This is a genomic window from Enterococcus sp. PLH-Efm8 (genome assembly GCF_053011625.1).
On record NZ_CP172568.1, the window covers coordinates 2612687 to 2626550 of the forward strand.

A 13864-nucleotide genomic window follows, 5' to 3' on the forward strand; every position below is an offset into this window, starting at 1 on the left:
AAAATTCGAGCATTTTATGAAAAAATAAGAAAATAGTTCGGTATTTATTAAAATAAAAAGAAGCCTATAAAAAATTTTTCGTTTTTATAAGGCTTCTTTTCTTTATAATTTAGTTATTTTTTCTTCTGAAGGCAACCAATATTCGTTTGATGATATTTACAATCAGGAACAAAGCAATAAAGACTAATGTGATTGTTGCTCCTGGAGGTGTATCTAGATAAAACGAGCTAGTTAGTCCTGACAGCATCCCTAGAAATCCTACACAAACACTGATAGCAATCACGACATTGAAGCTTTTGCCTAATCGCATACCGATTGCTGCGGGAAGAACCATGATTGCGGATATCAAAAGTGCACCGGCAATCGGGATCATCACAGCAATAGCCACACCAGTAATCACATTGAACATCATCGACATCAAATGAACGGGTAGCCCATCCACGTGGGCGGTATCTTCATCAAAAGTCAGAACATACATCGGCCGTTTGAATAAAAAGAACAATATACCGATGGCAACGAATAAGATTCCTAAAAAGATGACTTGCTCCCATGTAATGGTCACGATCGAACCAAACAGATAGGATTGGATACTTGTTGCTGAATTCCCTCCGCTCAAATTCATCAATACTAACGCTAGCGCCAAACCACCAGCCATTAAAATGGCAATGGAGATTTCTGAATAGGTTCGGTAGATCGTTCGCAGATACTCCAATATCACAGCTGCTAATACAACGACTAGCATGGTCGTAAGTGTAGGATTAAGGTTCAAAAAGAATCCTAACGCTACCCCTGCTAAAGAGACATGAGAAAGCGTATCAGCCATCAGCGATTGTCTTCTGATCACTAAAAACACACCTAGCATCGGGGCGATTCCGGCAATGAAGATAGCGGCAAGAAACGCTCTTCTCATGAATTCATATGAAAGCAACGCCATTGAGAATCCTCCTTTCTCACCAGTCGGATCTGTCTGTCCGCATACTGTTTGATATCTTCATGATCATGGGTGATCATTAGAACTGATTTCCCATGGACATGCGCACTATGTCGGAGAAGACGATAAAATTCATTTCTGGATTCTTCATCCATACCTGTTGTTGGTTCATCAAGAACAAATAAGTCAGGGTCAGTAGCAAAAATACGCGCTAAACTGATTCGCTGCTTTTGTCCGCCAGACAATTCACCTATTCGCCGATTTCGCATATCCCACATCCCTACAGCTTCTAAAGCACGCTGTACATGTTGATGATCTTTTTCAGAGAGACGCTTGAACCAGCGGCCTCTTGGATATCTTCCTGAACGGACTAATTCGATCACCGTACTAGGAAAACCTGCATTGAAAGATGCAACTTGTTGAGGAATATAACCGATACTTAATTTTTTTCCTTCTTGATTTTTCTCAGCAATCTTTATCATTCCTTTTGAAGGTTTCAGTAATCCTAACGATGCTTTCACCAAGGTTGACTTGGCTGCTCCATTTTCTCCAGTTAAAATGACAAATTCACCCGCATCTACATGATAAGAGACATCTTCTAGTACAGGTTCATCATCATAGTAAAAGGTCAAATCAGATATTTCGATATAACGCACCTTACAACCTCCATTCTAAAACTTAATTGATACTTTCTTTTAAAGCTTTCAGATTTTTTTCCATGACAGAAATATAATTTTCGCCTGCTTTGATTTGTTCATTAGTCAAGCTTTCTAAAGGATTCAACACTTCTAGCTTCACTCCTGTTTCATTCGACAATGTCTCAGCTACCTTCGAAGAGGCATTTTCTTCAAAATAAATCACTTTGATGTTGTTTTTCTTCACAAATTCTTTTAGCTCAGCTAAGCGACTTGGTGTGGGTTCCTGATCTGGTGAAACGCCCGAAATCGCTACTTGTTTTAAGTCGTATTGATTCGCTAAATAAGCAAAAGCAGCATGCTGAGTGACAAATGTGCGGTTTGTTGCATCTTTTAGCTCATCGGAGTATTTTTGATCCAGTGCTTCAAGCTTTTTGATATAAGCATCGGCATTCTTCGTAAAAGTTTCCTTTTTATCTGGATATTTTTCGCCTAATTCTTCAGCAATCGTTCTGACTTCTTTTATAGCTAATACCGGATCGAGCCAAACATGTGGATCGTATTCATGTGAATGACCATGCCCTTCTTCTGATTCTTCATGTTCGTCTGCTTCTTGCGATTCTAAACGGTCGATTCCTTTAGCTGCTTCGATCATCAAGGTCTGTTTGCTATCCACTGAATCCTTTAACGAATCCACAAAAAATTCCATGTCTGAACTATTATACACGAAAACATCTGCATCGGAAATTTCTGCTCTTTCTTTTGCACTTGGTTCGAAATCATGCGGCTCCGTTCCAGCAGGGATCAAAAGTTTCACGTTTCCTTCATCCCCTACGATCTCTTTTGTAAAATCATACATCGGATAAAAAGTCGTAACGATCGTCAAATCCTCTTTTTTGTCTGCTTCCTTGTTCGTATTTCCACATGCTGCAAACAGTAAAGCACCTATCATTACCGTAGCTGTCAAAAGATATTTTTTCATTTATATGCTCCTTTCAATGAACAAATCGTAATTTTACGATTTATTAACGTGAACTAATGTATCAAAATAAAAAAACACAGTCAATAGAAATCCATCAATTTCTGATTTAAGCATGTATATTCTTGATTAAATCGTAAAATGGATGAGTTGCTGCTCATATCTAGCCATTTCACTACAATAAAAAACTGAAGAATACCATTTTAGGATTCCTCAGTTTTTCATCACCTATTTTACTTCTTATATTTTATTGCAGGGTTCGTACTAAATAAACTTCCTCACAAAAACCTTTTAACCCATTATATACTCTCTGCGCTCTTGAATAATGTTGACACAAGGCAAAAACGGTTGGTCCGCTTCCACTCATCAATGCAGCATCTGCTCCGTACTTGATCATACGCTCTTTGATTTGATGGATGACTGGATGCCGCTTTCCCGTTATATCTTCTAAACTGTTTCCCATTTTTTTGATCATCTGCTGATAATCTTGCTCTCGGATGGCTTCAGCAAGTCCGTGGATGTCTTGATGTTGGATGGCTTGCGTATCTACTTCTCTAAACACTGTACGTGTAGAGACACTCATTCTTGGTTTGACCAACACAACCCAGCACTGTGGCATAGAAGGTAATACTTGGATTTCTTCCCCTTTGCCACCGACAAATGCCGTACTTCCGTAGACACAGTAAGGAACATCTGTACCGACTTCCAAACCGATTTCTGCCAGTTCTTCTAACGAACAGCCCAGATTCCATAATTGGTTGATCCCTCTTAGAGCAGCTGCACAGTCTGTACTTCCTCCGCCTAATCCAGCTGCTACTGGAATATTCTTCTTAACAAAGATCTTGACACCGGTTTTGATATTGTATTTATTTTTTAGCAATAAAGCAGCTTGATAAACATTGTTCCGTTCATCTACCGGTAAAAATGCTTTATTTGTTTCTACAATGATTTTGTCTTCTGTTATTTCTTCAAAAAATAGATGATCTGCCAAGTCTACGCTCGACATCACCATTTCCAACTCATGATACCCATCTTGCCGTCTATATAATACATCCAGTCCTAAATTTATCTTGGCTGGCGCTTTTTCAATCAATTCCATCCTCTCACCCATTCGAAAAGTCTAAGTCGCAAGTATTCTATCATAGGGAAAAATAAAAGTATAGCTTATGTCTGCCTAGTGGTTGATTTTGTCATCGTTTCAACAGCTTTCACAGAATTTTCTCTTCATAATCCAAACAAGTTCTAGTGATTCTTATAATTCTGTGAGCACTTCTTCTGCCAAACTCGGAACATTTCCTTTTTCTTTTCCTATCAGACTGAGTAGCTGCATGGTAGCAAATCCGAAATTACTTCCTTTCCTATAAGCAAAATAACGTCCTTCCCAATGATCGACATATTTTAATTTCTTTTCATAAGCAGACTGGAAGGAATAGAAAAAATTACCATAATTATATACGATATGCATGACTTTTTCTTGAAAGAAAGAAAAATCTGTTTCTCCAACATTAGCTAATGGAGCTAAGCCTAGATTGGCTTCCGAGTAGCCCATTTTCTCGTATACAATAAACAGATTGGCTAACAGATAGTCAGCTAATTCCTCAGATTCTTTAGGTAAGACCCGCAACAAATCATATCCCGCCTGCTTCTTCGTCATCGGCTGAGCGGTGATGAAGCCAACGACTTTTTGATCTTTACGGACAATACCGACACCGCTAGATAATACATATGATTTATCAAATCGTCCCACAGAGAAGTATTTTTCTCGTGCACCTTGAAGCCATTTTTGTGAAACTTCATTTACAGCTTGATGTAATTCTTCCGGCAGTTGATCGTACCAAGTAAAATGGTATCCTTCTTTCATCAAACGTTGATATTCAAGTTGCTGACTCAGCCGAGACAAGTCTTCTGTTGCTAGATCAACAATCCCTGCTTCACCTACTTTCGTGAAGTGAAAACCCAATTCATGAAGCATCACTACGTAGCTTTCTGATATCTTATAAAACGCAAGCTGATAGCCTAAACAATCTGCTTGTTTCATAAACTGATTCGTTGCTGCCCGCATCATTTTAGGATTGCCAACTGGATCTCCTAAAACAAAGCATTTGTTTCCTTTGATCTGATAACCAAAAACGACTTGATCTTGGTCGTCTTCTTGGTAATAAAAATAACTGTAACCTGACAAGCGAAGCTGATGGCTTGTAGCTGTGCCTCCGTATGTTTCCAATAAACGGTCAAAACGGTCTTTTTCGTACTCACTGCCAAGCTTCGTAGTATCTTCAGCTAAATATTGATAAAGCGCCACTAAAGCTAGCAATGAGATGCCCAAACCAATAAGCCCTGAGAACCACACATCATCTGAAGGAAACAAAATAAAATGATTTCCTGTTATTCGACCGACTAAAAAGCGTCCGCTGTGATAGCCTGCAATTGCGTAAACGATAAACAAAAAGCCGAACAAGCTAGCATCAAAGATTATAGCTCCCCAAGAATAAACGAATTTTGTTCGATAAAATTCTTTTCTGGATAACCACACAGCTAACAGAATCAAGACATATACCAATATCAACTGCCAAGATAACGTACGTGTGATTGTATTTAAAATACCAAAAGATAGTAAAGCAATCGTAGGCAGAAATGCCTTTTTGACTTTTACTGAAAGTGCTCTAGCAAGGCCGAGTAATAAAAAGCCAACCAATAGATTCACTGTCTGATCTAAAAAATTGAATGAGAACGGCAATAATACTTGAAATAGCCGACTGATTGCAGACAGATTAGTGATTGTTGATAGAAGTACCATCATGATCCCCGCAAAATAGACAGCACTTACGAGCACGATATGCGCAACCTTTTGGAAAAACAGTCGCGGAATGTTATCTAAAAATCGATTGATTTTGACTCCTGTATGTGTGATGAACAATAGAAGTCCCGTCATAAAAGGTAGAACATAATAAAACAACCGATAATATAATAGCCAAACTACTGCTACATCTTGCCGAACAGACAATTGACTCATTCCTAAGATCATCAAAACGTCAAAAGTCCCCATTCCACCTGGGACCATCGTCAGCATTCCTATCAATGTAGCAATCATGAACATAGGATAGATCGAAAGCATCGAAATATCTATTCTCATCAACTTGCCGATGATCAAAAATACCGCAAGGGCTCCCGTCCATTGTCCAAAGGATGCCAGTAGCAGACCAAGCAAGCCTTTTGGATAAAACTCGAAGAACAATGTCTTTCTCTTTAGATAAGCAAAAAAGAAAATGACTGGTGCTAAAAAACTACCGCCGAAAAGCCAGATCCAATAGCTTCGAAAAATACTTTCTGACTGAATAAAAAAGACATCAATAAATGTAAGAAACGACCATACAGACAAACCAGTCAGCATAAATAGTGCGACTTTTGATACAGTGGCTAAAACCATTTTTCTATTTGTCTGCTTTCCATAAAAACTAGCCCGCAGACTTGCTCCTACCACACCACCAAAACCGGCGAGATTGTTGATCGTGTTTGTTACCCACGCAGCAAGAAGAAACTCTTTTCTTTCCATTTTTGGTTTTCCTTGTTTTTCTAAGACTCTGATCGTCACCCAATCATACAACAACATCGGAGTGACACCCAGCAGTCCAGCCAGAATCATGAGCAGGATCGTCATGCGGCTTTGTTGTCCCATCCTTTGCCAAATATCTTGCCAACTCATGCCATTAGCAATATTTGCGACTTGATTTGCCACAAAGACTAACACGGAGCCGAAAAAAATCAGTTTTAAAATCAGACTATGTTCCTTTATCCATTGCAGCATCAAGTATCGTTTATTTTTCACATTTTCCCATTCCTAACTTGTATACTTTTGTGTCATACCCCAATGTTATCTTATTTATTTTAATTTTTCCACTTTAGACCTGTTCTTTGCTTGCGATGATAGAAAAAGAAAGATATCCTAATGCTAAAGGAGAGGATAACATGAAAGTAGGATTTATCGGCACAGGGAATATGGCACAAGCTATTATTGATGGTTTATTAAAAAAAGGAACAGTCTCGAAAGAAGAGGTGTTCGTTTCCAGTGGACATTTTGAAAATGCACAAAAATTTGCTGCTGAAACTGGCGTCCATGCATGCAAAAGTAATCAGGAAGTTGCATCACAATCAGATATCGTTCTTTTAGCCGTGAAACCAAAAATCATTGAAAAAGTATTGGAAGAACTAAGAGAATATAGCCAGAAAGTCTTATTCATTTCTATTGCTTCAGGAAAATCATTAATAGATTTAGAAACAGCGCTTGAAGATCCTCAGGCCTCCATCGTACGTGTGATGCCGAATGTCAATGTCAGCGTAGGAGCAGGCGTTTCTGCGATTTGCAAAAATGAAGCTGCCACGGAGGAACAGCTTCAGCAAGCTACGATGATTTTTGAAGCAATCGGCAGCGTCTATCCTTTAGCAGAATCAGATTTCAGTACATTCATTGGCCTTGCTGGCAGCTCACCCGCATTCGTTTACATGCTGATCGATGCGATGGGACGGACTGGTGTACTGAATGGTTTGTCCAAACAGACAGCCACTGAGATTGCTGCAAAAGCAATTATGGGTTCTTGTCAAAAATTCCTTTCAAGTGATAAAAATCCATGGGAACTTGTAGACCAAGTTTCTTCTCCTGGCGGTACAACTGTTGCAGGTGTAGTTGCCTTAGAAGAAGCAGGATTCATCCCAGCAATCATCAAAGGAATCAATACGACGATCGAGAAAGATCTTGAGATGTTGAATAAAAAATAATGATAGCAATGTTTTTTCGTGCCTTACAAAAAAAGAAGAGCTGTGGCTTTTGCCGCGGCTCTTCTTTTGTATTTTTTATTATTTAGCATAATCAGTTGCACGAGTTTCCCGAATAACGATTACTTTGATGTGTCCAGGATAATCCAGTTCTTCTTCGATTCGTTTACGAATATCACGTACTAAACGAACAGCGTCTAAATCCGAGATTTCTTCTGGCTTGACCATTACCCGAACTTCGCGTCCAGCTTGAACTGCGTAACTTGATTCTACACCGGCGAAGCTGTTCGAAATATTTTCCAGACTTCTTAAACGACGGATGTAGTTTTCTAATGATTCACTTCGCGCACCAGGTCTTGCTGCTGAGAGCGCATCTGCTGCAGCTACAAGGACAGAGATAACAGAAGTAGCTTCCACATCTCCATGATGAGAAGCGATCGCGTTGATTACTACTGGGTTTTCTTTGTACTTGGCAGCTAATTCCGCACCGATCTCAACGTGAGATCCTTCAATCTCATGGTCAAGTGCTTTCCCAATATCATGGAGCAACCCGGCACGTTTTGCTAATTGGATATCTTCGCCAAGCTCTGCTGCTAAGATACCAGCTAATTTTGCAACCTCGACCGAATGCTTCAAGACGTTTTGTCCATAACTAGTTCTGAATCGCAGACGTCCGATGATCTTGATTAGATCTGGATGAAGTGTATGAGCACCGACTTCAAACGCTGCCTCTTCCCCGTATTCGCGAATACGTTCATCCATTTCTTTACGAGATTTCTCGACCATTTCTTCGATACGCGCTGGATGGATTCGTCCATCTTGTATCAGTTTTTCCAAGGTCATCCGTGCGATTTCTCTTCGGATTGGATCGAATCCGGAAAGAACAACTGCTTCCGGTGTATCATCGATGATTAAATCGATACCAGTCAGCGTCTCAAGCGTTCGAATATTACGACCTTCTCGTCCAATGATACGACCTTTCATTTCATCATTCGGAAGGGTAACGACTGAAACAGTCGTTTCTGAAACTTGATCTGCTGCGCAGCGTTGAATCGCTAATGATAATAAGTTTTTCGCTTTGCGATCTGCTTCTTCTTTGGCACGCTGTTCAGATTCTTTTACCATTAGAGTTAACTCATGATTCAGCTCTTCTTCAGTCGATTTCATGATGACATCTCGTGCGTCCTCTTTTGATAAACCAGCAATTTTTTCTAGTTCTTTTTGTTGATCTTCAATCATTTTTTCAACGTCTTTTTCTCGCTCTTCAATTAATTGCTGTTTTGAACTAAGTGCTTCTTCTTTACTTTCAAGTGAGTTCTCGCGTTTTTCTAACGAGTCATCTTTACGATTCAGCGTTTGTTCGCGTTGAATCAAACGATTCTCTTGAGATTTTAATTCTAACTTACTTTCTCTCAGCTCACTTTCAACTTCAGAACGGTATTTCTGATTTTCTTCCTTAGCTTCTAACAATGCTTCTTTTTTTAGAGTTTCTGCTTCTTTTTTTGCACTATCGATGATTCCAGCAGCTGATGATTGTGCACCAGCTATTTCTTTCTCGTGACGTGACTTTGCGACCATAAACCCTAAACCAAGACCGACAATTAAACCGATGATAGCGAGGAGAATGTTGAATACCATAAAATCCACCTCCATACTATCTTTTTCATTTTTATCATCTATACAGCTTCTATGATAAATTATTCTAAACTCGTCAATATGCATCTTCGCATATATGTGTACAAAAAACATGCACAACTTTATTCTAATGTTTGTACCCCGTAGTGTCAACTTTAAATAAACAAAGAAACGGCTTTCTACTTATTCATTAAACGATGGTTTTTAAAATAAATGACACTAGTTTCATATAGGTAAACCTTTAAATTGAGAAACTTTTCTATTAAATTATTCTTTGTAGATGAACAGATATTTTTATTTTATGTACCCACTCGTATAATTAAATAACTCACGATTTCTTTATTCAATAAAAAAACGGCAGGTCAAGGAGAGTACCTACTCTTCAGACCAGCCGTTTTTGTTTATCATAATTTTTATTCTTCTACTAAAGGCAATTCTTCTTGTCCTTTTTCATCTTCTGGGACAGCGACTTCTTCACCAATACCATAAGCTGCTCTAACTAGAGCAGAAACTTCTGCCATCATTTCAGGATGATTAGCCATATAGATTTTAGCGTTTTCCCGTCCTTGACCAATCCGATCTTCTTTATAAGAATACCAAGCACCGCTTTTATCAACAATGTCTTTTTCTACTGCCATGTCTAGAAGTTCTCCTTCTTGTGAGATCCCTAAACCATACATGACATCTACTTCAGCGATTTTGAAAGGAGGTGCTACTTTGTTTTTTACGACTTTGATCTTTGTACGGTTACCAACAATATCTGTACCTTGTTTCAATTGTTCTGCACGACGTACTTCCAAACGGATCGTTGCGTAGAATTTCAATGCGCGTCCTCCAGGAGTGATTTCTGGATTCCCAAACATCACGCCTACTTTTTCACGGATTTGGTTGATGAAAATAGCGATTGTTTTTGTTTTGTTGATCGAACCAGAGAGTTTACGCAATGCTTGAGACATCAAACGTGCTTGTAACCCGACATGTGAGTCACCCATTTCGCCGTCGATTTCTGCTCGTGGAACTAAAGCAGCAACTGAATCGACTACTACGATATCTACAGCCCCACTTGATACTAAAGCATCAGCGATCTCTAGACCTTGTTCTCCTGTGTCAGGCTGTGAAAGAAGTAGTTCATCGATATTCACACCTAATTTTTGTGCATATTGCGGATCTAACGCATGCTCAGCATCAATGAAAGCGGCCGTTCCGCCATTTTTTTGTACTTCTGCAATAGCGTGTAGTGCAACTGTTGTTTTACCTGAACTTTCAGGTCCATATACTTCGATGATACGTCCACGGGGGTAACCGCCGACACCTAAAGCGACATCTAACGCAAGAGAGCCACTTGGAATTGTAGAGATTTGTTGGTCGATTTTTTCGCCCAATTTCATAATAGAGCCTTTACCATAGCTCTTTTCAATTTTTTTCAGTGCAGCATCTAAGGCTGCTTTACGATCATCTGCCAATACGATAATCCTCCTTATATTTACAAATCAGAGCAACATTTCATTATCCTTATCATATCTTTTTTAGTGAAAAAAAGCAAGAAAAAACCGAACAAATATTCGCATTTATCATTTTCTTAAAAGCTGTTTTCTCAAAAGATCAAATCCTTGCATAACCGCATTATATCTGATAGCAGCACGATCTCTGGCAAAGTGATATTTTTCCGAAACCACGCCGTCTTTAGATGAAATAGCGATCCATACTGTTCCTGCAGATTGACCTTCTAACGTGTCCGGTCCAGCCACTCCGGTGAAAGCTACACTGTAATCTGTTCTTGCTATCTCACGTGCTTGAATGGCCATCTGCTCCACACATTCTTTGCTGACTGTTCCATATTCTGCTAATAGCTCCGGATCAATCTCCAGAAAACCAGCTTTTGTTTGGAGCGAGTAGGTAACGAATCCGCCTGGAAATACTTCAGATACACCAGCAATGTCGCCTAATGCGGCTTGGAAGGCGCCGGCTGTCAAACTTTCCGCTGCTGTTACAGTCTGCTTGTTTTCTTTCAGTAGTTCCACTACGACTTTTGCTAGCGAATTATCATCGCCGTATCCATAAAAATATTCCCCTACTCGTTCTTGGATTTTTTCTTCTAATGCTAAAAGAGCTTGATTCCCTGCCTGAACATCATTTGTTTTCACTGTCAGTCGTAATGTCACTTCATTTGGTTTGGCATATGGTGCGATCGTTGGATTGATCTGTGTCTCAATCAGATCTTTTAGCTCAGTGACCAGTCGCGATTCACCAATCCCATAAAAGCGCAAAACTTTAGAAATTAGTTTTTCTTCAGAAGGAAAACGTTCCTCTAGTAAAGGACGTACTTGTTCCACAAACATTGGTTTCAACTCATTAGGCGGACCGGGAAGAAGGATATACGCATGTGTATCTGTTTGATAAAAAGTCCCTAAAGCAAGCCCTGTACGATTTGGTAGAGGAACCCCGCCTTCGATAATCTGGGACTGTTGCAGATTGTTTTTGGTCATTTTTCGATGGGTTGTTTCAAAATATGCCAATAATTTTTTGTATCCTTCCGTATTTTGTATGAGAGACTTACCGAGGTGAGCCGCAGTTGCTTCTTTTGTCAGGTCATCTTCTGTCGGTCCCAATCCGCCACATAAGAGTATGAGTTCACTTCTTGTTTCAGCTAGAGCAATCAACTCTTCTAAACGCTGCTGATTATCTCCTACAACTGTTTGATAATAAACTTCGATACCTAGATCAGCTAGCTGTTCTGACAAGAAAGTGGCATTCGTATTCACGACTTGTCCTAGTAAAAGTTCTGTTCCGACAGCTATTATTTCTGCTTTCATTACTTCCCGCTCCCTTATATAGTATACGCTGTATTTTTATATTTTTTTATTTAAAAAGAGGGCAAGGAGCTGTGACAAAAATCTTGTCACAGCTCCTTGTTCCAAATAAACAGTGTTCTCCTGCCAAAACCTCGGTCATAAGTCACAATATACATAAAACATGAAAAGCTGTTTTTTGAAATTATCCCTTGTGACTCAGAGTTAGACGGCAGGCTCACAACCTCTCCACTAAACGATACTTACATTGATCCTTTGAACACACCGCTGTTTTTGATGAAGTAATCCACACCTGAATAGATAGTAAAGATCAGACAAGCATAAAGCATGATTTGATCTACTGGAATACCGATCAGGCTGAATGGGATATTATTGATAAACAGCAAGATAATAGCAACCATTTGTGTAGCCGTCTTGACTTTTCCCGGCCAAGCTGCAGCCATGACTTCTCCATGTTCGACAAGTAGTAAACGCAAGCCTGTGACGGCTAATTCACGACAGACAATGATCGCTACTACCCAACCAGGGGCCTTTCCTTGGTCAACCAACATGATAAAAGCAGTCATAACTAGCATTTTATCTGCCAACGGGTCCGCAAACTTGCCAAAATTAGTGACAAGGCCTCGCGCACGGGCAATTTTTCCATCTAACCAGTCTGTGATACTAGCTAAAGCAAAAATAACTGCACCTACTAGCTGTGTGACAGCCAGTGTGGTGTCTCCTACGTTAAATTGTCCCCAATCTAAAGGTAAACCTACAACCAAAATGAAAATCGGGATCATACAAATTCTAAGTACAGTTAATTTATTTGGTAAATTCACACTATCGACTCCTTTCTTCCCTATTCTACGTGACTATCAGCGAAGTTTCCACCGATATTATTTACTTTTCCAAATGAATTTATTCAAAGGAGTATTTTTATTGAAATTGATCTTTTTGAATTAACGAAGAAGGACCGCGACACAGATTTGTCACGATCCTTCTTTTTTATACCTACAAGTAAACAGATGCGTAAACTAATTTATACGATCATTCTGCGTATTGAAGAGTAAGGTTCACATTTTTTGGACTCTGATTGTTTTCCCCTGGATTAACTGGTACGGATTCTCCATTCGCTTTGATCGTTGCATTGCTTGCTGCACCAATCGTGATGGTCGCATTTGTTGCTGTTTCCGGTAACACGGTACTCTGTGTTTCATTTGCTGCCAGTGTCCCTTGATAAACATAGGCATTGTCTACTAGCACACCTAACCATACACGATTGACAGCAGTAAATTCAAGGGTTACAGGCTTGGTAGCGTCTGTGATATTTACTGCGATGGCACTGCCAGAATCTTCTCCTGTAGCTATTGCCATTTTCTTTTCTTCACTTGATTTTGTTGTTGATTCTACTGTAGAAGACTCTTTGGTCTGCGTGCTTTGCTCTGAGGAAGAGGACTCCTCGACTGATCCTTCTACTTTAAGCGAAGAAGCTGTGTCTCCGATTATTGGATCAGCTTGACGATCTTGCCAAGTCATATAGCCCACGACAACGACAATCGCCAAAGCAACCAATCCTAATAAAATGACAGGAAGACTTGTCCAAAAGCGACTTGGATGCGATTCTTCCTGATGCATTGCTTTTCTAGAAGTACTTACTGTTTCAGGCTGCGGACGTTCAGGGACCGATCCTGTCAATTTGCTTTTCCCATCAAAAACATCGACTAAATGGTCTCCATCTTCTCCTACAGCTTCAGCGTATTGCCGAATAAATGCCCGCACGTAAAATTTACCAGGCAATTGGTCAAAATCATCATTGTCGATTGCTTCCAAATAACGTTTTTGAATTTTTGTAATCTGCTGTAATTCATCTAAAGATATTTTTTTATTCAGGCGTGCTTGCCGTAATTTTTCTCCGATGGTTTCAAAAGCCACTCGTTCATCTTCTCCAGTCTGTTTGATTCTCCGAAGCATCTGCTGTTGCAACGAAAGACGTTATGTTTGGGTGCTGTGACAAAAGTCATGTCACAGCTCCTTTTTTCCGAATAAACATTGTTCTCCTGCCAACTCCTCGGTCACAAGTCACAATATCCAATAAATATAAGAAGCTGTTTTTTGAACTTGT

At 39.6% G+C, this 13864-nt stretch carries 11 protein-coding genes; 1 reads left to right on the forward strand and 10 read right to left on the reverse strand.

Annotation, left to right across the window (positions count from 1 at the left end; genetic code table 11):
- Positions 1 to 109: 109 nt before the first annotated feature.
- The 5 genes from ACIFUW_RS12855 to mprF all read right to left on the reverse strand — a co-directional run bounded on the left by ACIFUW_RS12855 (position 110) and on the right by mprF (position 6371).
- Entirely contained in the window at positions 110 to 934 is an 825-nt protein-coding gene (locus tag ACIFUW_RS12855) for a metal ABC transporter permease (RefSeq protein ID WP_002287344.1), read from the reverse strand.
- A complete protein-coding gene (locus tag ACIFUW_RS12860; protein ID WP_002287343.1) occupies positions 907 to 1587 on the reverse strand; it encodes a metal ABC transporter ATP-binding protein in 681 nt (226 codons plus the stop codon). Before ACIFUW_RS12860 ends, ACIFUW_RS12855 begins: the two co-directional genes overlap by 28 nt.
- A 22-nt stretch (positions 1588 to 1609) precedes the next feature.
- Positions 1610 to 2548 carry a metal ABC transporter substrate-binding protein gene (locus ACIFUW_RS12865; RefSeq protein WP_002287342.1) on the reverse strand — a complete coding sequence of 313 codons (939 nt, stop codon included), beginning with the start codon at positions 2546 to 2548 and terminating at the stop codon, positions 1610 to 1612.
- A gap of 244 nt (positions 2549 to 2792) precedes the next feature.
- Complete coding sequence (ispE, locus tag ACIFUW_RS12870) at positions 2793 to 3644, reverse strand: 4-(cytidine 5'-diphospho)-2-C-methyl-D-erythritol kinase (protein WP_002296028.1); 852 nt, start codon at positions 3642 to 3644, stop codon at positions 2793 to 2795.
- Positions 3645 to 3797: 153 nt separating this feature from the next.
- Positions 3798 to 6371, reverse strand: coding sequence for a bifunctional lysylphosphatidylglycerol flippase/synthetase MprF (mprF, locus tag ACIFUW_RS12875; protein WP_002287340.1), 2574 nt, complete (start codon positions 6369 to 6371; stop codon positions 3798 to 3800).
- Between the two features lie 140 nt (positions 6372 to 6511).
- On the opposite strand from mprF, the gene proC reads away from it, so the two are divergent.
- Entirely contained in the window at positions 6512 to 7318 is an 807-nt protein-coding gene (proC, locus tag ACIFUW_RS12880; RefSeq protein ID WP_002303638.1) for a pyrroline-5-carboxylate reductase, read from the forward strand.
- Between the two features lie 78 nt (positions 7319 to 7396).
- Here proC and rny read toward each other — a convergent pair whose 3' ends face one another.
- The 5 genes from rny to ACIFUW_RS12905 form a co-directional block, all read right to left on the reverse strand.
- Positions 7397 to 8953: a ribonuclease Y gene (rny, locus tag ACIFUW_RS12885; RefSeq protein ID WP_002287336.1), complete on the reverse strand. Its 1557-nt coding sequence runs from the start codon at positions 8951 to 8953 to the stop codon at positions 7397 to 7399.
- A gap of 410 nt (positions 8954 to 9363) precedes the next feature.
- Entirely contained in the window at positions 9364 to 10413 is a 1050-nt protein-coding gene (gene recA / locus ACIFUW_RS12890) for a recombinase RecA (RefSeq protein ID WP_002287328.1), read from the reverse strand.
- A 108-nt stretch (positions 10414 to 10521) separates the two neighbouring features.
- Positions 10522 to 11763: a competence/damage-inducible protein A gene (locus tag ACIFUW_RS12895; RefSeq protein ID WP_002296026.1), complete on the reverse strand. Its 1242-nt coding sequence runs from the start codon at positions 11761 to 11763 to the stop codon at positions 10522 to 10524.
- 239 nt (positions 11764 to 12002) lie between these two features.
- Positions 12003 to 12581, reverse strand: a complete 579-nt coding sequence (pgsA, locus tag ACIFUW_RS12900; RefSeq protein ID WP_002296025.1) for a CDP-diacylglycerol--glycerol-3-phosphate 3-phosphatidyltransferase — start codon at positions 12579 to 12581, stop codon at positions 12003 to 12005.
- Positions 12582 to 12789: 208 nt separating this feature from the next.
- Positions 12790 to 13713 (reverse strand): RodZ domain-containing protein, encoded by a 924-nt coding sequence (locus ACIFUW_RS12905; protein ID WP_002287423.1) that lies wholly within the window; start codon positions 13711 to 13713, stop codon positions 12790 to 12792.
- Between the last annotated feature and the right edge of the window lie 151 nt (positions 13714 to 13864).